Origin of the sequence: Tenacibaculum dicentrarchi (assembly GCF_964036635.1) — a bacterium.
GTDB lineage: Bacteria > Bacteroidota > Bacteroidia > Flavobacteriales > Flavobacteriaceae > Polaribacter > Polaribacter dicentrarchi.
Genome location: NZ_OZ038524.1, coordinates 2,422,206 through 2,443,017, shown reverse-complemented (window position 1 = coordinate 2,443,017; position 20,812 = coordinate 2,422,206). Strand labels below are relative to the sequence as shown.

The 20,812-nt window shown below is 31.1% G+C and carries 22 protein-coding genes and 3 tRNA genes; 15 read left to right on the top strand and 10 right to left on the bottom strand.

Going from position 1 to position 20,812, the window contains the following annotated elements; genetic code table 11:
• Positions 1-72: 72 nt before the first annotated feature.
• The 5 genes from accB to pdxA all read right to left on the bottom strand — a co-directional run bounded on the left by accB (position 73) and on the right by pdxA (position 3,582).
• Entirely contained in the window at positions 73-558 is a 486-nt protein-coding gene (gene accB / locus ABNT14_RS10665; RefSeq protein ID WP_101903190.1) for an acetyl-CoA carboxylase biotin carboxyl carrier protein, read from the bottom strand.
• A gap of 27 nt (positions 559-585) precedes the next feature.
• The gene (locus tag ABNT14_RS10660; RefSeq protein WP_101903189.1) at positions 586-1,581 is read right to left on the bottom strand and encodes a beta-ketoacyl-ACP synthase III; all 996 of its coding nucleotides are present in this window, start codon (positions 1,579-1,581) and stop codon (positions 586-588) included.
• Between the two features lie 152 nt (positions 1,582-1,733).
• Positions 1,734-1,928, bottom strand: a complete 195-nt coding sequence (gene rpmF / locus ABNT14_RS10655; RefSeq protein WP_028892219.1) for a 50S ribosomal protein L32 — start codon at positions 1,926-1,928, stop codon at positions 1,734-1,736.
• Between the two features lie 6 nt (positions 1,929-1,934).
• Positions 1,935-2,471 (bottom strand): YceD family protein, encoded by a 537-nt coding sequence (locus ABNT14_RS10650; RefSeq protein ID WP_101903188.1) that lies wholly within the window; start codon positions 2,469-2,471, stop codon positions 1,935-1,937.
• Between the two features lie 73 nt (positions 2,472-2,544).
• The gene (pdxA, locus tag ABNT14_RS10645) at positions 2,545-3,582 is read right to left on the bottom strand and encodes a 4-hydroxythreonine-4-phosphate dehydrogenase PdxA (protein ID WP_101903187.1); all 1,038 of its coding nucleotides are present in this window, start codon (positions 3,580-3,582) and stop codon (positions 2,545-2,547) included.
• Positions 3,583-3,657: 75 nt separating this feature from the next.
• Between pdxA and ABNT14_RS10640 the strand changes: the two genes are divergently transcribed.
• The gene (locus ABNT14_RS10640; protein ID WP_101903186.1) at positions 3,658-4,245 is read left to right on the top strand and encodes a riboflavin synthase; all 588 of its coding nucleotides are present in this window, start codon (positions 3,658-3,660) and stop codon (positions 4,243-4,245) included.
• Between the two features lie 89 nt (positions 4,246-4,334).
• Here the strand turns inward: ABNT14_RS10640 and ABNT14_RS10635 are convergent, their stop codons facing one another.
• The 3 genes from ABNT14_RS10635 to ABNT14_RS10625 form a co-directional block, all read right to left on the bottom strand.
• Positions 4,335-4,541, bottom strand: a complete 207-nt coding sequence (locus ABNT14_RS10635; RefSeq protein ID WP_101906937.1) for a hypothetical protein — start codon at positions 4,539-4,541, stop codon at positions 4,335-4,337.
• Positions 4,542-4,755: 214 nt separating this feature from the next.
• Positions 4,756-4,829: transfer RNA gene (locus tag ABNT14_RS10630), tRNA-Ile, on the bottom strand.
• 49 nt (positions 4,830-4,878) lie between these two features.
• Positions 4,879-5,850 (bottom strand): polyprenyl synthetase family protein, encoded by a 972-nt coding sequence (locus tag ABNT14_RS10625; RefSeq protein ID WP_101903185.1) that lies wholly within the window; start codon positions 5,848-5,850, stop codon positions 4,879-4,881.
• 126 nt (positions 5,851-5,976) lie between these two features.
• On the opposite strand from ABNT14_RS10625, the gene ABNT14_RS10620 reads away from it, so the two are divergent.
• From ABNT14_RS10620 to ABNT14_RS10600, 5 genes are all read left to right on the top strand, one after another.
• Complete coding sequence (locus tag ABNT14_RS10620; RefSeq protein ID WP_101903394.1) at positions 5,977-6,582, top strand: TetR/AcrR family transcriptional regulator; 606 nt, start codon at positions 5,977-5,979, stop codon at positions 6,580-6,582.
• A 90-nt stretch (positions 6,583-6,672) separates the two neighbouring features.
• On the top strand, positions 6,673-7,923 hold the full coding sequence (locus ABNT14_RS10615; RefSeq protein ID WP_232113844.1) for a TolC family protein: 1,251 nt from the start codon (positions 6,673-6,675) through the stop codon (positions 7,921-7,923).
• 9 nt (positions 7,924-7,932) lie between these two features.
• Complete coding sequence (locus ABNT14_RS10610; RefSeq protein WP_101903393.1) at positions 7,933-9,144, top strand: efflux RND transporter periplasmic adaptor subunit; 1,212 nt, start codon at positions 7,933-7,935, stop codon at positions 9,142-9,144.
• A gap of 5 nt (positions 9,145-9,149) precedes the next feature.
• Positions 9,150-12,614, top strand: a complete 3,465-nt coding sequence (locus ABNT14_RS10605; protein ID WP_101903183.1) for an efflux RND transporter permease subunit — start codon at positions 9,150-9,152, stop codon at positions 12,612-12,614.
• Between the two features lie 77 nt (positions 12,615-12,691).
• Positions 12,692-13,174: a regulatory protein RecX gene (locus tag ABNT14_RS10600; protein WP_101903182.1), complete on the top strand. Its 483-nt coding sequence runs from the start codon at positions 12,692-12,694 to the stop codon at positions 13,172-13,174.
• On the opposite strand, the gene ABNT14_RS10595 is transcribed toward ABNT14_RS10600, so the two are convergent.
• Together ABNT14_RS10595 and ABNT14_RS10590 are read right to left on the bottom strand one after the other, a co-directional pair.
• Positions 13,161-13,691, bottom strand: a complete 531-nt coding sequence (locus tag ABNT14_RS10595; protein ID WP_101903181.1) for a hypothetical protein — start codon at positions 13,689-13,691, stop codon at positions 13,161-13,163. The genes ABNT14_RS10600 and ABNT14_RS10595 overlap by 14 nt on opposite strands.
• 249 nt (positions 13,692-13,940) lie before the next feature.
• Positions 13,941-14,795, bottom strand: coding sequence for an AraC family transcriptional regulator (locus ABNT14_RS10590; RefSeq protein ID WP_159459551.1), 855 nt, complete (start codon positions 14,793-14,795; stop codon positions 13,941-13,943).
• Between the two features lie 95 nt (positions 14,796-14,890).
• Here ABNT14_RS10590 and ABNT14_RS10585 point away from each other — a divergent pair, with 95 nt between their 5' ends.
• From ABNT14_RS10585 to ABNT14_RS10545, 9 genes are all read left to right on the top strand, one after another.
• Entirely contained in the window at positions 14,891-15,550 is a 660-nt protein-coding gene (locus tag ABNT14_RS10585) for an NAD(P)H-dependent oxidoreductase (RefSeq protein WP_101903179.1), read from the top strand.
• Between the two features lie 7 nt (positions 15,551-15,557).
• Entirely contained in the window at positions 15,558-17,330 is a 1,773-nt protein-coding gene (locus tag ABNT14_RS10580; RefSeq protein WP_234985000.1) for a polysaccharide deacetylase family protein, read from the top strand.
• A 4-nt stretch (positions 17,331-17,334) separates the two neighbouring features.
• The gene (locus ABNT14_RS10575) at positions 17,335-17,754 is read left to right on the top strand and encodes a DoxX family membrane protein (protein WP_101903178.1); all 420 of its coding nucleotides are present in this window, start codon (positions 17,335-17,337) and stop codon (positions 17,752-17,754) included.
• The gene (locus ABNT14_RS10570; protein ID WP_101903177.1) at positions 17,744-18,127 is read left to right on the top strand and encodes a cupin domain-containing protein; all 384 of its coding nucleotides are present in this window, start codon (positions 17,744-17,746) and stop codon (positions 18,125-18,127) included. Before ABNT14_RS10575 ends, ABNT14_RS10570 begins: the two co-directional genes overlap by 11 nt.
• 1 nt (position 18,128) lies before the next feature.
• Positions 18,129-18,620, top strand: coding sequence for a DUF1097 domain-containing protein (locus ABNT14_RS10565; RefSeq protein WP_101903176.1), 492 nt, complete (start codon positions 18,129-18,131; stop codon positions 18,618-18,620).
• Positions 18,621-18,632: 12 nt separating this feature from the next.
• Positions 18,633-19,742, top strand: coding sequence for an alkene reductase (locus tag ABNT14_RS10560; protein ID WP_101903175.1), 1,110 nt, complete (start codon positions 18,633-18,635; stop codon positions 19,740-19,742).
• 74 nt (positions 19,743-19,816) lie between these two features.
• Positions 19,817-20,407, top strand: a complete 591-nt coding sequence (locus tag ABNT14_RS10555) for a thioredoxin family protein (protein ID WP_101903174.1) — start codon at positions 19,817-19,819, stop codon at positions 20,405-20,407.
• Positions 20,408-20,571: 164 nt separating this feature from the next.
• A tRNA-Lys gene (locus ABNT14_RS10550) sits at positions 20,572-20,644 on the top strand.
• Between the two features lie 51 nt (positions 20,645-20,695).
• Positions 20,696-20,778: transfer RNA gene (locus ABNT14_RS10545), tRNA-Tyr, on the top strand.
• The last annotated feature ends 34 nt before the right edge of the window (positions 20,779-20,812 follow it).

Here is a 20,812-nt window from a genome sequence, read left to right as displayed (position 1 = left end):
ACGTTCTAAAAATTTTAAAACTCCAAATAATAGCGTAAATATTTACTTCTATTATTTGGAGTTATATGTAAATTAAGATGGATCTACTAAAAATAATGGTTGATCAAACTCTACAGGTGTAGCATCATCTACTAATACTTTAACGATTTTACCTGAAATTTCAGATTCAATTTCGTTAAATAATTTCATTGCTTCAATAACACAAACGGTATCACCTACTTTTACTTCAGTACCTACTTCAGCAAAATTAGGTTTGTCTGGAGATGGTTTTCTATAAAAAGTTCCAATAATTGGAGACTTTATAGTAATATATTTAGCGTCTTCTTCTGTTTTAGCAGCGTCATTTGACGTAGCTACAGGTGCTGCTGTAGTTACAGGAGCTTGAGCCATCATTTGAGGAGCTACTCCCATAGGAGCAGCAGTCTGAATAAATGTAGTTTCAGGAGTTTCGCTTCCAGTTTTAATGGTGATTTTAATATCTTCCATTTCTAACTTTACTTCACTTGCACCTGACTTTGCTACAAATTTAATAAGACTTTGAATTTCTTTAATATCCATATTCCTAAATTTTAGTTTTTTGGTTTTTTATGAATTATATGCCCATTTTAAGTAGATAGAACCCCATGTGAAGCCTCCACCAAATGCAGCAAAAATTAAGTTATTTCCTTTTTTAAGGTCGTTTTCATAATCAGCAAGTAGTAAAGGTAGAGTAGCTGAAGTAGTATTTCCATATTTATGGATATTAACCATTACTTTTTCAGATTCTAATCCAACTCTATTTGCAGTAGCTTCAATAATTCTGTTATTGGCTTGATGAGGCACTAACCAATCAACATCATCTTTAGAAAGATTATTTCTTGTTAGTATTTTTTCAGAAACATCAGCCATATTAGAAACGGCATATTTAAAAACAGTTCTTCCTTCTTGGGTTATAAAATGCTGTCCATTTTTAAGAGTTTCTTCTGATGCAGGTAAAATAGATCCACCTGCCTGAATTTTTAAGAAATCTCTACCAATTCCATCACTTCTTAAATATTCATCTTGTAAGCCTAAGCCTTCTGAATTTGGTTCAAATAATACGGCACCAGCACCATCACCAAAAATAATACAGGTTGCTCTGTCGGTATAATCAATTACTGACGACATTTTATCGGCACCTATTAACAATACTTTTTTATAACGACCACTTTCAATATATTTTGCAGCTGTTGACATTCCGAATAAAAAACTAGAACAAGCAGCTTGTAAATCGTAAGCAAAAGCATTTACAGCTCCTATTTTGGTAGCAGTATACGCCGCTGTAGCAGCAACTAACATATCAGGAGTTGCAGTAGCTACAATAACCATATCAATCTCTTTCGGGTCGATATTTGATTTTTCAAGTAAGTTTTCGGCAGCTTTAATAGCCATATATGACGTACCTACTCCTTCTTTTTTTAATATTCTTCTTTCTTTGATACCTGTTCTGCTAGTGATCCATTCATCATTAGTATCTACCATTGTCTCTAGCTCCTTATTTGTTAAGGCGTATTCAGGAACAAATTTTCCTACTGCGGAAATCGCTGCAGTTATTTTAGTCATAATTGTTTGTTTAGTAGTAAAATCAGTTTTCAAAAGTAATGAAAAATATATCAGTTTTTAAAGTATAAAACATCAAAATGTATATTTTTTACTTAAAATCACAAAAAAAACCCTCATAAAGAGGGTTTTTTTATTTTGCAAAAAATTATTTTTTAAGCCTCAGCAGTTGCGCTTTCTAACACAACTTGACCTCTGTAATATAATTTTCCTTCATGCCAGTGAGCTCTGTGGTATAAATGAGCTTCTCCAGTTGTAGGATCAACAGCTATTTGAGGTACAGAAGCTTTATAGTGAGTTCTTCTTTTATCTCTTCTAGTTTTCGATATTTTTCTCTTAGGATGTGCCATTATGTTTTATTTATCTGTTAGTAAGTCCTTTAATTTATCCCATCTTGGGTCTGTTGAAACCTCTTCAACAATTTTTTTGTCTTGTATTTTTAATTTATTAAGTCTTTGTAAAGCTTCAGATTTCATCGTTCCATTTAAAACATCAGGGTGTACTCTTCTGTTAGGAACAGATAATACGATTAATTCGTAGATATATTGTGCTACGTTTAATTGATATCTTTCATGTGGAAGTATCAAAATTTCATCGTGTTCATCATTATATTCATCTCCAAATTGAACAACTAAATTCAAAATGCCATCAATTTTTAAATCAAATGGCTCACCAGTACTATCACAAGGTACGTTTACCGTACCATCTATTGCGAAAGAAAGTTCAAAAAATGTACTTTTTTTTACAAAGTTAAGTGTAGTAACAATGTTTGCGTCGTCAAATTCATCAAACTGAAATACTTCAAAGAACTTTTTGTCAATTTGATAGTTAAACAAGTGACTTCCTTCTTTTAAACCTACAAAAGGGATATCGAAATTTTTTAAGTCTTTCATGTATATTTATCAATTTGAGCTTGCAAAGATATAAAAAATGTTTATAAATTTATATTTTACCTTTAAAAAAAAACTATTTTACTTTTAAAACGTTTTTTGTGAGTTCGGCATATTGTTTTCTGTTCTTAAATATTTGTAATGAGGTAAATAAAGCCTCTTTGAAAGAATCGGGGTTAGCTTTGTTTTTTCCTGCAATATCAAAACCTGTTCCGTGGTCAGGCGAGGTTCTTACTTTGTTCAGTCCTGCTGTAAAATTAACACCATTTCCAAAAGATAAAGCTTTAAAAGGTGCTAATCCTTGGTCGTGATACATTGCTAAAACACCGTCAAATTGCTTGTATGTTTGAGAGCCAAAAAAACCATCGGCAGCATAAGGACCAAAAATTAATTTGCCTGTTTCTTTAATTTCGGCAATTGTTGGGCGTACAATTTCGTTATCTTCTCCACCAATAATTCCGTTATCGCCACAATGAGGATTTAACCCTAAAATAGCAATTTTTGGTTTGGTAATGCCAAAATCTTGTTTTAATGATGTGTGCATAATTTTTACTTTCGCTTTAATTAGCTCAGGTGTAATTTTTTCTGCTATTTTTGAAATAGGAATATGCCCGGTAATTAAACCGACTCTTAATTTATCGGCAATTAAAATCATGAGGCTTTTTCCGTCTAATTTATCTTCTAAATATTCGGTATGCCCAGGGAAATTAAATATTTCTGATTGAATATTTTCTTTACTAATAGGTGCGGTAAGTAGCACATCAATATGGTTATCTTTTAAAGCATTGGTGGCGGTTTCTAATGATTTGTATGCAAACTTTCCACCAATTTCTGTTAATTTACCCAATTCAATTTTAACATCTTCTGCCCAAGAGTTCATTAAATTAATTTTATTATCAGCAATTTTATCAAGTGAATTGATGCTAAAAATATTGTTGTTTAGTTTTAGGTTTTTCTTATGATAAGAAACCAATCGATTAGAGGCGAATATAACGGGCGTACAAAAATCAAGCATGCGCTTGTCTTCAAAAGTTTTTAAAATAATTTCAATACCAATTCCGTTTGTATCTCCAACTGAAATTCCAACAATAATTTTGCTTGTATTACTATCCATAGTTATTTTTCGTGCGTGTTTCTGTGTGTAAAGTTGTATTTTTGGTACAAACAAAAGTAACTAAAAATTTAGAGAATGTTTACAGGAATAATTGAAACTCTTGGAATTGTAAAAAGGGTAGTGCGTGATAAAGAGAATTTACAGCTTACTATTTTAAGTGATATAACTAATGAATTAAAAATTGACCAAAGTGTGGCACATAATGGCGTTTGCTTAACCGTGGTTGCTATTGATGATACTCAATATACGGTTACGGCAATTAAAGAAACACTTGATAAAACTACGATTGGTAATTTATCGGTTGATGATGAAATTAATTTAGAAAGAGCCATGAAATTGGGCGCTCGTTTAGATGGACATATTGTACAAGGACATGTTGATAAAACAGGGGTTTGCAAGGCGATAAAAGATGAAAACGGGAGTACGGTGTTTACTTTTTCTTATAATTTTGACCCAAGTGCGATTACTATTGAAAAAGGTTCTATTACCATAAATGGCGTAAGTTTAACAGTCGTAAATTCAAAGAAAGATGAATTTAGTGTAGCAATTATACCTTATACTTTAGAGCATACAAATTTTAAAAATTTTAAAATAGGTACAGAAGTAAATTTAGAGTTTGATGTTATCGGTAAATATGTAGCACGTTTAACGCAGCTGAAATAGTTTTTTTCTTCGGATGATAAAAATAGTAAAGCAAGGGGAGAAATCCCCTTGTTAAAATAAAATGCTGTTAAATAATCGAAGCGCTTTATCTAATCGTGTTGATAACAAAAAGAATCTCCTGAATTCGATACACAGTGTTTACATTGATTTCCTGTGCTTTTTGCAGTTGCTTGACATTGATTGTATTTACACTCTGAATAGTTGGAGCTGATTTCTAAAGTGTTTCTATTTACTTCTTCAAGTGTTTTAAAGGATAATAAACAAGCAATACCTATTACAGATAGTAGTAATTTCATATTTTTTTTTACGGGTAAATATATTATTTATAATGTAATAAATATCATATTAAAATCATTTTATTGTAGGGTAACGATAAATTCCTAGCCCCGATTGAAGCAATTGTTTGAGCTCCTTTTTGTTTTTTTAACAAAAAGAGCGAGTGCGGAAAGCGGGAAATAGCTTCAAAAAAGAAAAAACCTCATAATCAATTAAGATTATGAGGTTTAAACGTGGTCCCACCAGGACTCGAACCTGGGACCACCTGATTATGAGTCAGGTGCTCTAACCAACTGAGCTATAAGACCGTTTTAGGTTTGCAAAAGTAAGAACTTTTTTTAAATAAAAAAGCTTTTTTTAAACTTTTCTGCTCATTAAATTTTCAGCAAACAAACGAAGTCCACTTTTTGCAGCATCGCTAATGTTTAAATGTGTTAAGCTTTCAAATGACTTATTTGTGTAGTATTCAATAAGTTGCTCTGTATGTTTAGGGATGTTATTTTTGGTGAAAATCGCAGAAACCGTTGCTATTTTTGCTTGGATATTTTCTTGTTTATTGTTGTAAAGCGTGGTTAATTTTTCTTTATCGGTAGTATTTGCTACTTCAAAAGCTTTTAAATAGAGGTAGGTTTTCTTGTTTTCGATGATATCGCCACCAACTTGCTTCCCGAAAGTTTCAGGATCGCCATAAGTATCTAAATAATCATCTTGTAATTGAAAAGCAACACCTAAATGTAATCCGTAGTTATATAAATGTTGCGCTTGTTCTTCGTTCGCATTGGCTACAATAGCGCCCATTTTTAAGGCTGCTGCTACCAAAACAGATGTTTTTAGCGTAATCATTTTAATGTACTCATCAATAGTAACGTCGTTTCTAGTTTCAAAATCAACATCTAATTGTTGTCCGTCGCAAACTTCTAAGGCTGTTTTACTAAATAATTGTGCTAATTTTTGAAAAATTACAGGTTCGTAGTTTTCAAAATATTGATAGGCTAAAATTAACATGGCATCGCCAGATAAAATTCCAGTGTTAATATCCCACTTTTCATGAACAGTTTCGTGCCCACGTCGCAAAGGTGCGTCATCCATAATATCATCGTGAACTAAGGTGAAATTATGAAAAACTTCTACGGCTAATGCTGCTGGTAAGGCTTTTTTATAATCTCCAGAAAAAATATCGGAAGCCATAAGTGTTAGCATTGGGCGAATTCTTTTTCCGCCTATTTGAAGAATATAATCTATCGGTTCATAAAGGTTTTTAGGCTCTTTTAGTGTTTTTTTAGAAGTTAAGTAAGCTAAAAAGTCTGACTGATATTGTAGTATGTCCAAATCTTAAATTTTTTGTAAAAATAAGATAAACAAAAATTCTAATTGTTAGGTAATGTTAAAAAAACAATAAAACGAAGGAAACTTTTATTGTTTTTAAAGTTTCCTTGTGTACATTTGCAAATAATTATGAGAGATAAAATTTTAAATAAAGCGGGAGAAATGTTTTTAAACTTTGGTTTTAAAAGCGTTACGATGGATGATATTTCAGGTGAACTTGGCATCTCAAAAAAAACACTGTATAAATATTTTTCAAAGAAGACAGAATTGGTAGATGCTAGTACAGAAGCAGTTCATAATACCATAAACGATGCCATTACAAAAATAAAAGAGAAAGGATATAATGCCATTGAAGAGGAATTTGCGGTAAAGGCAATTTTTAAAGAAATGTTTAAAAATGCCAAGACTTCGCCAATGTTTCAGCTTAAAAAATATTACCCTGAAACGTATGCAAAATTAATGGATCGTGAAATATGCTTATTTCGAGATTGTAATATTGACAATTTAACAAAGGGTATTAAAGAAGGGTTTTATCGTGAAAATTTAAAAATAGATTTGATGGTGAATTTTTATTTCACCTTAATTTTTGGCGTTTTTGAAACAGAAATGTACGGTAGCGAAATGCAGGAGGTAATGAAAGTAGAATATGAAATTTTAGAATATCATATTAGAGCAATTGCCACTCAAAAAGGATTAGACGAATTATCGAAGCAACTACAAACTATAAATTTATAAACTTAATAAACAATGAGGAAATATATATACACGGTATTTATATGTTTTTGCACAAGCTTTTTATTTGCGCAAAAACAACTTAATTTATCAATGCAAGAAGCTATTGATTATGCTATAAAAAATAGCTATGCCAATAAAATTGCTAAAAATGATATTAAAGTAGCAATTAAAAGAAAATGGGAAACAACGACTATCGGTTTGCCTAGAATTGATGGGAAAGTGGCGTATCAAAATAATTTAAAACAAGCCGTTTTATTAACAGATTTTAATAATGATGGTATTGATGAAGAATTGATTTTTGGTAAAAAACAAACCATGAATGCTACGGCAACACTAAGCCAATTAATTTTTGACGGTTCGTATTTGGTAGGTTTACAGGCAGCAAAAACCTATTTAAAAATATCAGAACAAGCTAAGCAAAAAACAGCATTAGCAACTAGAGAAGCAATTATAAACGCTTATGGAAATATTCTTGTTTCTGAAAGATTAATTGAAATTCTTGAAAAAAACACGAGGGTTTTAGAAAAAAATTACAAGGATGCAAAGAGAATTAATGAAAACGGATTAAATGAACAAGAGCAGGTGGAGCAATTAGAAATCACCTTAGGAAATGTTCAAAATAGTTTAAGAAATGCTGTTAGATTAAAGGAAATTGCCTATCAAATGTTAAATCTTTCTTTAGGAAATGATATCAATACAAAGTTAAGACTAACCGATAGTTTAGATAGCTTGATGCTTAACAGTAGTAGTTTAGCCTTGCTGTCAAAAACATTTAATTTGAATGGGCATATCGATTTTAAAATTGCCGAAAATAGTAGAGAAAGTAAGCGCTTATTAATGCGTTTAGAGCAAAGTAAAGGTTTGCCTAGTTTGAGTGCTTTTTTAAATTATGGGCTTGCAGCAAACTCTAATTCTTTTACTTTTTTAGATGAAAAACAAAAATGGTTCGGATCTTCGATGTTTGGTGTTAATTTGAATATTCCAATATTTAGTAGCTTAGGAAGATCTGCTAAAACGGCACAGGCAAAAATCGAATTAGAATCGGCTGATATTCGTTTGGAAGAAATTAAGCAACAATTAAACTTACAAACACAATCGGCAAAAAGTGAATATCAGTTAAGTATTGAAAACTATGAATCTGCTATGAAAAACATGAAATTGGCAGAACGCATTGAAAAAAAGCAGCAAATTAAATTTTTTGAAGGAATTTCTTCAAGTTTCGATTTATCGCAAGCGCAAAATCAATTATATAGCCAACAAAATAACTACGTGCAGTCAATGTTAAACGTTATTAGTAAAAAGGCTGCCTTAGAAAACGCATTAAATATACCCTTAAAATAAAAAATGACAATGAGAAAAATATATTCACTACTAGCAATAACAGTATTTTTAGCATCCTGTTCAGGGAGTAAAAAACATTCCGTTGAGGCGGTAATTGCTTCTAACGATTTGGTGAAAATTCGTGCTAAAAAAACTAAGTTAAATAGTCAAATTCAGGTTTTATCCGAAGGAATTAAAGCCTTAGATACTAAAATTGCAACCTTAGATACTTCAAAAAAAGTGCCTTTAATTACGGTGGTATCGGCTAATAAAACAAATTTTAAGCATTATTTAGAATTGCAAGGAGCTGTTAAAACAACACAAAATGTTTTGATATATCCTGAAATGCCAGGGCAATTGGTTCAAATTTATGTAAAAGAAGGACAGTACGTAAAAAAAGGACAGGCTTTGGCTAAAATAGATGATGCAGGGCTTTCTGATCAGTTGGCGCAAATAGAAGTGCAAGCAGTTTTAGCAAAAACAACTTACGAGCGTCAAGAGCGTTTATGGAATCAGAAAATTGGTTCAGAAATTCAGTTCTTACAAGCAAAAACTACGTATGATGCTCAAAAAAATGCTGTAAGTCAATTAAGAAAAAAATTAGGGAAATCAGTTATAAGAGCACCTTTTTCGGGTATTATTGATGATGTAATTAAAGAGCAAGGAATGGTGGTAGCACCAGGAGCTGGTGCCGAAGTTTTTAGAATTGTAAATCTTTCTAAAATGTATATTGAAACAGCGGTGCCTGAAAGTTATATTTTATCAATTAAAAAAGATAAAAATGTATTGGTTGAGTTTCCTATTTTAGGAAAGGTTATTACTTCAAAAATTCGTCAGGCGGGTAATTTTATCAATCCTGCAAATCGTACTTTTAAAGTTGAAATTGCTGTTGATAATAAAGATAAAAGCATTAAACCGAATTTAACGGCTAAGTTAAAAATTAACGATTATACAAACCCTGATGCTATTTTAATTCCGCAAAGTATTATTTCAGAAAATGCCAAAGGAGAGCAGTATATTTTTGTGGTAAACGATATTTTAAAGCAAGGAAGTAAGGTTCAAGGAATAGCAAAACAGATTATTATTAGCACCGGAAAAACGCAGGGCGATGTTATAGAGGTTTTAGCAGGGCTTAGTAAAGGTGATAAAATTATTAAAGAAGGTGCTCGAAGTGTAAAAGATGGGCAGCAAGTAGAAATTTTATCTTCGGAAGAGGGAACTACTGTTAACGCTAAAAAATAAAGATAATGAGCGAGCAAAAAAAGCACGTAGATAAAGAATTCGGGTTGTCTTCATGGGCTATTAATAATAAAACCACCATTTATGTAATGATGGCAATTATTTTATATGCTGGTATTTCGGCATTTTTAAATATGCCACGTGAAAATTTCCCTGAAATAAAGGATACTAAAATTTATGTAAGTTCTATTTATCCTGGTAATACAGCGGAAGATATAGAAAAACTAATTACCGACCCTTTAGAAGATAAATTAAAAACGGTTAGTAATATGACCAAAATAACATCAACCTCGCAGGAAGATGTGTCAATTATTACTGTTGAATTTAATGATGAAATACCTATTGAACAAGCAAAGCAAAAGGTAAAAGATGAAATAGATGAGCAGGTTTCAAGTGAAGATTGGCCTACTTTTAATGGGGCTAAAGTAGCGCCAAATGTTTTTGAATTAAATATATCGGAAGAAACACCTATTTTAAATATTAATATTTCGGGCGATTATACCGTGCATCAATTAAAAGAATTTGCAGAGGTTTTACAAGATGAAATAGAAGATTTATCTGAAATAAAAAAAGCAGATATTCGAGGTGCTGAAGAGAAAGAAGTTGAGGTGGCTGTTGATATTTATAAAATGATGGCTGCAAAGGTTAGCTTTGATGATATTTTAAGAGCTATTCAGGGTGGAAATGTAACCATGTCGGCAGGAAATATTATTGCCAGTGGACAGCGTAGAACCTTGCGTATTTTAGGGGAAATTGAAACTCCTCAAGAATTACAAGATTTTGTGGTGAAAACAGAAAAAGGAAATGCCATTTATTTAAAAGATATTGCTAAAATAACCTTTAAAGATAAAGATAAAACCACTTATGCTCGTCAATTTGGTGATCCGGTGGTAATGCTTGATGTTAAAAAACGTGCAGGGCAAAATATGGTTACCGCTGCTGAAAAAATTCAGCAAATTGTAAAAGATACCAAAGCCAATATATTTCCAAGTAATTTAACCGTAACAATTGCGAACGATCAATCGTCAAAAACAATTGGACAGGTAGACGATTTGGTAAATAATATCATTTTTGGAGTGATGTTAGTGGTACTTGTTTTAATGTTTTTCTTAGGATTTAAAAATTCATTATTTGTAGGTTTTGCCATTCCGATGTCAATGTTTATGTCGTTAATGATTTTACATTTAATGGGCTACACCATGAATACCATGATTCTTTTCGGGTTAATTATGGGGCTAGGAATGTTAGTAGATAACGGTATTGTAGTGGTTGAAAACGTATATCGTTTAATGGATGAAGAAGGAATGACCCGCTTAGAGGCGGCAAAATTAGGGATTGGTGAAATTGCATTTCCTATTATTATATCAACAGCAACTACGGTAGCGGCGTTTATTCCTTTAGGGATGTGGCCAGGAACTATGGGGCAGTTTATGATTTATTTCCCAATTACTTTATCGGTTGTATTAGGGTCGTCATTATTTGTGGCTATTTTCTTTAATTCGGTAATGGTTTCTCAATTTATGAGTACTGAAGATAAAAATATCCCCTTAAAAAAATTAATTATCATCACCGCGAGTATTGGTGTTATTGGTATTTTGATTTTACTTTTCGGTGGTGCTGTAAGCCCGCTGGGAACTTTAATGGTTTTTACTGCGGTAAATTTTTGGCTTTACAGATATGTATTACGCCCAATGGCAAATGGGTTTCAAAATAAAATACTTCCACTTTGGGAACGTCTTTATGAAAAAATGATTCGTGCTTCCTTAAAAGGATGGCGTCCTTACGGAATAACAATTGTAACGATTATTTTACTTTTTCTAGCGTTTATCGGTTTTGGAGCTTCTGTAAAAAGTAAGCGAACAAAAATTGAGTTTTTTCCTGATAATACGCCCAATCAAATTGTGGTATATGTAGAATATCCGCAGGGAACAGATATTGAAAAAACCAATACTATCATGAAAAGTTTAGAAGCTCGAGTGACCAAGGTTTTAAATGAAGATATGTATATGGATGGCGACCGTAATTTTATGGTAGAAAGTTCTATAGCACAAATAGGAGCGGGGTCAGGAAATCCTCAAACTGATGGTGGTTCGGCTGCCGAAATGCCACATAGAGGTAAAATAGTAGCCTCTATGCGTGAGTACAAATACCGTAAGGGTTTAGATAGTAAAGTATTAAAGAAAAAGGTAACAGATGCTTTGCAAGGTATTTACCCTGGGCTGTCTATTTCTGTTGAAAAAGACCCTGTAGGACCGCCGGCAGGATATCCTATTAATATTGAATTAGAAGGTGAAGATTACGATGAATTAATTATTACTGCTGAAAAAATGCGTGATTTTATCAATACCAAATCAATTCCTGGTATTGCTGAATTAAAAATAGACGTAAACAAATCGAAGCCAACTACATTGGTTGAGGTTGATAGAAAAAAAGCAGGTGAATTAAAAGTGAGTACTTCTCAGGTAGGAAAACAACTGCGTAATTCTATCTTTGGAAGCAAAGCTGGTGTGTATAAAGAGGCTGGTGAAGATTATGATATTTATGTTCGTTTTAATAAAGATAACCGCTACAATTCAAGCGCTATTTTTAATCAAACAATTACTTTTAAAGACATGTCAACAGGGCAGGTTAAATCTGTTCCTGTTTCGGCAGTAGCAAAACAGCGTAACAGATCAGGTTTTAGTGCCATTAAGCATAAAAATGTGAAGCGTGTAGCAACGGTATATTCGGCATTAGCGCCAGGTTACACCGATGCCGCTGCAATTGTAAGTGAAATTCAGAATGAAATGAAATCGTTTACAGCCTTGCCTAAAACAGTACATGTTGATTATACAGGGCAAATTGAAGAGCAGAACAAACAAATGACCTTTTTAATAGGTGCATTTTTCTCTGGATTAGGTTTAATTTTCTTAATTCTAATTTTCCAATTTAATTCTATTTCAAAACCTACAATTATTATGTTGGCTATCTTTTTAAGTTTGATAGGGGTATTTGGAGGAATTGTAGCATCAGGAACATCATTTGTAATTATGATGACCATGATGGGGATTATTTCTCTAGCGGGTATTGTAGTAAATAACGGTGTGGTATTGTTAGATTATACACAGTTATTGATAGACAGACAAAAAGCACAACATAATTTAGGTAAAGATGACTTTTTAGAAATTTCGGTATTAAACGAAGCCATTGTAAAGGGAGGAAAGGCACGTTTACGCCCAGTTTTATTAACTGCAATCACTACAATTTTAGGATTGATTCCTTTAGCAACGGGTTTAAATATTAATTTCTTTACCTTGGTAACAGAATTTGATGCAAATATATATGTTGGTGGTGATAATGTTATTTTTTGGGGTCCTTTAGCTTGGACAGTTATTTACGGGCTATTTGTGGCAACTTTTTTAACATTAATTGTAGTGCCGATATTATTTTATTTAGTAACTAAATTAAAGATGTGGTTACATCGTGTTTTCTAAATTTTTTTTATTTTTTTGATAGATAAAAAAGGGTTAAAGGCAGGTTGTTTTTAACCCTTTTTTATATTTTTGAACTTATGAACGATAAAAATTATACTAATAAAGGTGTTTTTACGGTAGCTGAAATAAAACGAAAACTAGAGCACTATTGCGTGTATCAAGATCGTTGTCATAAAGAAGTAGAAGCAAAATTAAAAGAATATAATACTGCCGCTGATGCTAGAGAATTAATTTTGCTAAGCTTAATGCAAGATAATTTTTTAAATGAAGAACGCTTTGCTAAAAGTTTTACAAGAGGAAAATTCCGCATTAAAAAATGGGGAAAAAACAGAATTGTAAGAGAATTAAAATTTAGAGATATATCAGCATATAATATAAAAACAGCCTTAAAAGAAATTGATCAAGAAGAATATATTACAACACTTTATAATTTAGTAGCTAAAAAAAACAAATTAGTAACCGAAACAAATATTTTTAAACGAAAAAAGAAAATTCTAGATTATGTACTATACAGAGGCTTTGAACCTCATTTAATTTACGAAGCTATTAGCGCTCTTTAAAATTAAATAAACTGTCTAGGTTTATTTCTTTATCGAATTGTTGTTTTGTATAAATGGTATTAATTTTAGTATTCATACTACCAAAAAGTAAGCGTATTTTACCTACTTGACTATTTATGTCTTTAGATGTAATTGCTGGTATATAAGTCATATCGGCAAGTCTTAAAACTTCATTTTCAAAAACATTTATACGGGCTTTAAAAGCAGGTTTTTGAAGCGTTTTTATTTTTAAACTGTCTTTTAGTTGCTTGGTTAATTCTTTTAATTCGATAGCATTATTTAAAGCAGTCGTTGGTGTGGTGTTTTTAAATTGTTGTAAAAATTTTTCTACAAGCATATATTCTTTCCAATTTTCTATGTTTTTAGCTGCATATTTATGTAGTGGGGTATATTTTAAATGCTTTACACTTCCATCCATCCCTGTTTTTTTAACAGTAACATTTTGTTGAGGTGTTTCTTTTTTACAAGAAGAAGCAATTAAAATTAAAATATATAAAATATATAAAGGGTATTTCATCAAAATAAAATTAAAACCATAAAAGTACGTATTTTACTCGGTTTATGAATTGTACTGTTTTAAAAATAAAATTAATAAAATAGTTTTAGATTCTAATAGCTTATTTAAAAATTAAATAAAATGTCAGTTTGAGTGATTTTTTCTTCAAAAAAAATGTATTGTGAACTTATTTAGTATCAAATTTATCAACGTAATTTTTTCAGATGAAATTTAAACAGACTCTAAGTAGTATTGAAAATTTACAATTTTTTAAAAAGAGCGTTTAAATTCACTAGGGTTTAAATTATTATATTTTTTAAAAATCTTATTAAAGTGACTAGAATCTACAAAACCTATTTTTTCAGAAATTTCAGAAATATTCAAATTTGTTTGTTTTAATAATTGTTCAGCCATTTTTATTTTAGTTTGAATAACATATTGTTGAATAGAAATTCCTGCATGTTTTTTAATATAAATACTTACATAGTTGGGAGACATATAAAAAACCTCAGCAATTGACTTTATTTTAATCAATTCTTTATCAAGTACATTTTGTCTTATGTAAGTTAATATTGAATCTGTTTTTTCTTTTTCAGAGTTGTATGGTTCTCCTGTTTTTGTAAGGCTTGACTTTAGGTTTCTTAAAACCAACACTAATAAAGCACGAAATAAATTTAGCAGAACATCTCTACTATAAATCAAAGGATTATCTACCTCATTCTTTATCAATTCATACAAATAAAATAATTGAACTTTATCAGTATCATAACTAATAATACATTTAGCAATGTTATTGGTATGAAATATAACGGTATCTAAATTTTTTCGCCAGTGTGTACTTGAAGTTAAATTTGTCTTCTCTAAAAATAACTGTTCTGTAAATTTTATAATTCCAAAGGTTGTAGGCTCGTCAACTACAAATTCGTGCTCATCTTTAGGGGTTAAAAAAAATAAATCACCTTTTTTGTAGTCAATAGCACTTTCATTTAAAAGATGTTGTCCACTACCTTTTAAAATAAAGGTAAGCTCAAAAAAATTATGCTTGTGCCGTGGATATCCCCATTTGTTGGCAGATTCAAATTCAAGAACATCCAAGTTTTTAGTAATGTAAAATCGTTGCGACATTATAAAGATGTATTTGTACAAATATACAATGTATTTATACATTAAAAATACGTATTACATGTTCTAATTTTGTAGTATTAAAAAGCAGTACTAAAATGATAGACAAACAAAAAATATTGGACGCATATAATAATAGACACGCTTGTAAATTATTCGATACCGAAAAAAAAATATCTGATGAAGATATCAACTTCATTTTACAAACCGCAAGACTTTCTCCAAGTTCTTTTGGCTTTGAACCTTGGCACTTTGTACTTGTTCAAAATAAAGGTTTACGCAAAAAATTAAAAGACAGCGCTTGGGGAGCAACAGCAAAACTAGATACAGCAAGTCACTTTATACTTGGTTTAACAATGAAAAGTGAAATGACTAAATACAACAGTGCTTACATTAAAGACTTTATGAAAAACGTACAAGAGCTACCTGAAGATGTTGTTAACAATAAAGGAAAAATGTACGAGACATTTCAAAAATCTGATTTTGATTTAACCGACGATAGAAAGCTTTTTGATTGGGCTTCAAAACAAAGCTACATACCATTAGCTAATATGATGACAAGTGCAGCAATGATTGGTATTGACTCTTGCCCCATTGAAGGGTTTAAGCGAAAAGAAATAACAACAATTTTAAAAAATGAATTAGGTATTAATACAAAAAAATATGGTTTATCGTATATGGTAGCATTTGGCTATAGCGTAAATAAGCCAAGACCAAAAACACGTAGAAATTTAAACGAAATAATAACTTTTAAATAAAATACATATGAAGGATGTAGTTCTTTTAACAATTCTACTATTCGCTTCAACAATTATAGTTGTAGCACAAAAAAACGACACAAAAAGTTATTGGCCAAATGATGCGCAATTGGTTATCTCTTTTTCAATGCAATTTGAAACAGGTGGACAACCAGAAGGAGCAGAAAGTCCGTTTTCAGGAAACCCTTTACCTAAAGGACAACCCGATTTACCAGCCGAAAGTTGGTTTCGTTATGGAGCAAAAGAAGGAATTTATAGAATGTTAAACCTTTGGAAGAAACACAAGATTCATGTAACCTCTCATGTAGTTGGAGAAGCCGCCATAAAATACCCAAAAGTTGCCAAAGCTATTGTAAATGGTGGACACGAAATTGCTGCGCATGGAATTGCTTGGAGAGATCAATGGAACTTATCTTATGATAACGAATTGGCATTTGTAAAAAAAGGAATTGATACTGTAAAAACCATTACAGGACAAAGAGGCGTTGGTTATAATTCCAATTGGTTACGTAGAAGCCCAAACACTTTAAAAGTGTTGCAAGAACTTGGTTTTTTATACCACATTGATGATTTAAGTAGAGACGAACCTTTTGTAACCAAAGTAAGAGGTAAAAACTTTGTAGTAATGCCATATACATTACGTAATAATGACATTGTAAATATAGCTGGTAAAAATTGGAGTCCAGATCAATTTTTAGCCCAATTAAAGTTCGAATTTGACCAATTATATGCTGAAGGAGCAACAAAAAGAAGAATGATGAGTATAAGTTTACATGATCGTATTGGTGGTGGTCCTGCGATAGTTCAGGTTGTCGATAAATTTATACAGTACGCAAAACAACACAAAAGAGTTGTTTTTATGAGAAAAGATGAAATTGCAAATATGATTAAAGATGATCCAAATACACCAATTGATAATTCAGAAATTGAGTATAACACAACAATTGTGAATACCAAATTACCTTTTAAACTAGAAAAAGATTGGGAAGTTTTAGGCTTTAAAAATCCTGAAAGTGTTGTTTTAGACACAAAAAACAATGCTTTATATGTCTCTAATATAAATGGGAATCCTACCGAAAAAAATGGGAATGGTTATATTTCTAAAGTAGGTTTAGATGGAAAAATAATTCAACAAAAGTGGATAACAGGATTAAACGCACCAAAAGGATTAGTTATTTATAATGATAAATTATATGTTACAGACATTGATAAAATTATAGAAATAGATATAAAAACTCAACGTGTTTTAACCTTTAAAGCAAAAGATGCTACTTTTTTAAATGACATTGCTGTAGATAAAAAAGGAAATGTATATGCCAGTAATACTTTTGGCTTTAGTGGAATTTATAAATTACCAAAAAAAGGAAAAAGAAAAATTGAATTATGGCTAAAAGATGAAAATCTAAATATGCCAAACGGGCTTTATATTTCAAAAAATCAGTTATTTGTAGCAAGTTGGGGAAAAGAGATTAACCCTAAAACCTACGAAACCAAAATAGTAGGTACGTTACAAAAAGTTGATTTCAAAACTAAAACCATAGAAAAAATAACCAAACCTATTGGAAATTTAGATGGTTTAAGCGAAACGCTTCACGGTTTCTTATTGTCCGATTGGTTAGCAGGTAAATTATTATACTATACAAACAAAACAGGTACTACAACCGAGGTACTAAATTTACCTAAAGGAACTGCTGATATTTATTTTGATAAAAACACAAAATCGGTCTTCATCCCTTTAATGCTAAATAATAAACTGGTAAAATATCACTTTAAAAAATAAATTCATGAGTAAAACAACACCACAACAAACAGCATTTGCTCTTTTACGAATAATAATGGGTATTAATTTTTTAGGACATGGATTAGTTCGTTTCTCAAAATTAAACGGATTTAGAGATTGGATGGTAACAACTTTTCAAGACAGCTTAATACCATCTTTTACTGTCTCTATTTGGGGAACTGTGTTACCCTTTGCAGAATTTGGAATTGGGTTATTATTAATTTTGGGATTATTCACCTATCGTGCAAGTATTACAGGAGCAATAGTAATTATTTTCCTCTTATTTGGTTCAACATTAATTGAAAATTGGGATTGGGCTGGTATACAAATGATTTATGGCTTATTCTTTTATTTTTTAATCTCTAATACAGAAAAAAATTGTTGGTCAATTGATAATTTAATCAGAAATAATAATGAAAATTAAAACAATCAATAAAAAAGGAGATTGGAGTTTCCCTTGGACAGTAGCATTAAAAAATGCTATGCAAAATGGTAGTAATAATACAGTTGTAGGTGAGCACTTATTACTAGAAACAGGCGAATTTAAAGTTTGGAGTATTCATTTACCAATAGGTCAATCATTACCGTTTCATAAGCACAATAAATCGTATTTCTATACTATTAAAAGTGAGGGAAAATCACGTTCATTTTATACTGATGGAACAGTAATCGAAACCAAATACGAAAAAAATGATATCAAATATTTTAATGATTTGGATGAAGAAAATTTCTTCATTCATAATTTAGAAAATATTGGAAATACCACATTGATATTTACAACAGTAGAATTTAAATAAAATGAAATATAAAAACGCACTTATACATTCCCTTTTAGTTGGCCTTATTGCTGCCTTTGTAATACTAGTTTCAGGATGGTTGGCAGTAAAAGCTTGGGTAGTTTTTTTCGGATGGGCAAACTATTTTTTACATGCTTGCAATATGAAAAAATCATTTAAAATGCTATTGGCATTTTTTATAGGAATTTTTATTGCATTAATAGGTACTTATGCTATTACCCATTTAAATACTATAGCACCTGAAAATTCTGAATTATATGTTACCGCATTTATTGTTTTTTGGATAGCAACTATTTTAATTTTCTTAGAAATCATTGAAGATTGGGGGGAATTTGTACCTGCAACATTTTTGGGAACAGTACTGTTTTTTGCTTCAGGAGTTTCATTAAAGAGCATAATACCCGAATTATTCATTCCATTATTAATTGGAATATTTGCAGGCTTTACAACCCTATTTAGTCGCGAGAAATTAACAATCTATTTAAACAAATAAAATAATACAATTATGAAAAACACACTATTTACACCCTATAATATGAACGGAATTTCATTAGAAAACCGTTTTCTAATGGCACCTATGACACGCTCAAGAGCCACACAACCAAATGACGTTCCTAATGCTTTAATGGCAGAATATTATGGACAAAGAGCATCTGCAGGAATTATTATAACAGAAGCAACCCAAATTTCTTTACAAGGAAAAGGATATGCTAAAACACCTGGCATTTATACGCAAGAACAAATTGAAGGCTGGAAGCTAGTAACTGATGAAGTTCATAAAAAAGGAAGTAAAATATTCTTACAACTATGGCACGTTGGTCGTGTTTCAAGTTCACAAGTAAACGGTTTACAACCCTTAGCACCATCAGCAAAAATAGCAAAAGAAACATCTGTATATATTTTTGATGGGGTACCAAATGGAGATGCAACTTTTGTACCTGTAGAAGAGCCAAAAGAAATGACAAAAAACGACATTAATCAAGTTATTGAAGAGTTTAGAATCGCTGCAAAAAATGCAATTGAAGCAGGCTTTGATGGTGTAGAAATTCACGGTGCAAATGGTTACTTAATAGACCAATTTTTAAGAAGCAACTCAAATATAAGAAAAGATGAGTATGGAGGAACCAAGGAAAATAGAATTCGAATATTAACTGAAATTACTCAAGCAGTAGTTAATGAAATCGGAACTAAAAAAACAGGGGTTCGTTTGTCACCATTTATCAGTTTTAAAGATATGAATGATCCTGAAATTTTAGATACAATTATGCTAGCTTCTAAAAAGTTAGAAAAACTAGGCGTTACTTATATCCATTTGTGTGAAGCTGATTGGGATGATGCCCCTGAAATTCCAACTGATTTTAGGATTCAACTAAGAAAAGTATTTAGTAGAACAATAATAGCAACAGGGAATAAAACACCAAAGGAAGCCGATGAGTTATTAGGTAGTAATTTAGTAGATTTAGTTGGTTTTGGACGTAAGTTCTTAACCAACCCTGATTATCCAAAACGTGTAAAACTAAATACAAAAATGAATCAAATTAGCGACAATCATACTTTATTTGGAGGAGGTACTGCAAGAGGTTATACGGATTATTCTTTTTTAATAAAAAAATAAAGTATTGTAACTTTAGTTACTTTAAATAGAGTCATTATGAAATATCTTTGTCTTACACATATTTATTTATAAAAATGAAAAAAATTATAGAAAACAGTTTAGAAAAATCTATTTCATATACAGAGTATAGAACATTTGTAAAAGAGTTGTTAGTTGCTAAAAAATCAACAGGAAATAACCAGTCAGACGATTTATTAAATTTTAGTTTATTAAACGATAAACGAATGAAACGATTAGACAAAACTATAAAAATATCAGAAAAAACAATCGCTAAATTAAAGGATGTAAAAGAACCACAAACTTGGTTGGTTTTAACAGAAGGATGGTGTGGTGATGCTGCTCAAAACTTACCTGTTATTAATAAAATAGTTGAAGAAAATAGTAATATTCAGTTAAAAGTTGTTTTAAGAGATGACAACGAAGTATTAATGAATGCTTTTTTAACAAATGGTGGTAAGGCTATTCCTAAATTAATTGCTTTAGATAAAAAAAATGAGGTAATAGGAACTTGGGGTCCAAGACCTAGTATTGCTACTAAAATGGTCGCAGATTATAAAGCTGAACATGGTGCTTTAGATGCTGAATTTAAAGAGTCTTTGCAGGTTTGGTATAATAAAAATAAAGGAATCAATCTTCAAGATGATATTACTTCTTTACTTGAGTAATTAATTTTTTTTAGAGGAAACTTAAATAATAATAGATAATTAACATCCAGATAATGAGCTTATTCAGGTTTTTATGCTAAATTTATTGATTTTTTTATTTAAAAAATTTTGTAAAACCGAAAATAGGTTCTATATTTGCAACCGCTAAGGAGAAAATAATAATTGACCTGGTAGCTCAGTTGGTAGAGCATCTCCCTTTTAAGGAGAGGGTCCTGGGTTCGAGCCCCAGCCCGGTCACTAAAGCTTCCCTTGTTTTTATAAGGGAAGCTTTTATTTTTTTCTAGCTTTGGGGAGATACCAAAGCGGCCAACTGGGACGGACTGTAACTCCGTTGTCTTACGACTTCGCAGGTTCGAATCCTGCTCTCCCCACAAAACCTCCATCATTTACTTGATGGAGGTTTTT

Excerpts from the sequence above, each read along its gene's own strand:
- ABNT14_RS10555 (WP_101903174.1), top strand. The coding sequence starts at position 19,817 with ATGAAAAAAATTATAGAAAACAGTTTAGAAAAATCTATTTCATATACA.
- ABNT14_RS10650 (WP_101903188.1), bottom strand. The coding sequence starts at position 2,471 with ATGAAAGACTTAAAAAATTTCGATATCCCTTTTGTAGGTTTAAAAGAA.
- ABNT14_RS10560 (WP_101903175.1), top strand. The coding sequence starts at position 18,633 with ATGAAAAACACACTATTTACACCCTATAATATGAACGGAATTTCATTA.
- ABNT14_RS10595 (WP_101903181.1), bottom strand. The coding sequence starts at position 13,691 with ATGAAATACCCTTTATATATTTTATATATTTTAATTTTAATTGCTTCT.
- ABNT14_RS10580 (WP_234985000.1), top strand. The coding sequence starts at position 15,558 with ATGAAGGATGTAGTTCTTTTAACAATTCTACTATTCGCTTCAACAATT.
- ABNT14_RS10660 (WP_101903189.1), bottom strand. The coding sequence starts at position 1,581 with ATGACTAAAATAACTGCAGCGATTTCCGCAGTAGGAAAATTTGTTCCT.
- pdxA (WP_101903187.1), bottom strand. The coding sequence starts at position 3,582 with ATGGATAGTAATACAAGCAAAATTATTGTTGGAATTTCAGTTGGAGAT.
- ABNT14_RS10585 (WP_101903179.1), top strand. The coding sequence starts at position 14,891 with ATGATAGACAAACAAAAAATATTGGACGCATATAATAATAGACACGCT.
- ABNT14_RS10590 (WP_159459551.1), bottom strand. The coding sequence starts at position 14,795 with ATGTCGCAACGATTTTACATTACTAAAAACTTGGATGTTCTTGAATTT.
- ABNT14_RS10600 (WP_101903182.1), top strand. The coding sequence starts at position 12,692 with ATGAACGATAAAAATTATACTAATAAAGGTGTTTTTACGGTAGCTGAA.
- ABNT14_RS10565 (WP_101903176.1), top strand. The coding sequence starts at position 18,129 with ATGAAATATAAAAACGCACTTATACATTCCCTTTTAGTTGGCCTTATT.
- ABNT14_RS10570 (WP_101903177.1), top strand. The coding sequence starts at position 17,744 with ATGAAAATTAAAACAATCAATAAAAAAGGAGATTGGAGTTTCCCTTGG.
- ABNT14_RS10640 (WP_101903186.1), top strand. The coding sequence starts at position 3,658 with ATGTTTACAGGAATAATTGAAACTCTTGGAATTGTAAAAAGGGTAGTG.
- ABNT14_RS10575 (WP_101903178.1), top strand. The coding sequence starts at position 17,335 with ATGAGTAAAACAACACCACAACAAACAGCATTTGCTCTTTTACGAATA.
- accB (WP_101903190.1), bottom strand. The coding sequence starts at position 558 with ATGGATATTAAAGAAATTCAAAGTCTTATTAAATTTGTAGCAAAGTCA.
- ABNT14_RS10610 (WP_101903393.1), top strand. The coding sequence starts at position 7,933 with ATGAGAAAAATATATTCACTACTAGCAATAACAGTATTTTTAGCATCC.
- ABNT14_RS10620 (WP_101903394.1), top strand. The coding sequence starts at position 5,977 with ATGAGAGATAAAATTTTAAATAAAGCGGGAGAAATGTTTTTAAACTTT.
- ABNT14_RS10635 (WP_101906937.1), bottom strand. The coding sequence starts at position 4,541 with ATGAAATTACTACTATCTGTAATAGGTATTGCTTGTTTATTATCCTTT.
- ABNT14_RS10615 (WP_232113844.1), top strand. The coding sequence starts at position 6,673 with ATGCAAGAAGCTATTGATTATGCTATAAAAAATAGCTATGCCAATAAA.
- rpmF (WP_028892219.1), bottom strand. The coding sequence starts at position 1,928 with ATGGCACATCCTAAGAGAAAAATATCGAAAACTAGAAGAGATAAAAGA.
- ABNT14_RS10605 (WP_101903183.1), top strand. The coding sequence starts at position 9,150 with ATGAGCGAGCAAAAAAAGCACGTAGATAAAGAATTCGGGTTGTCTTCA.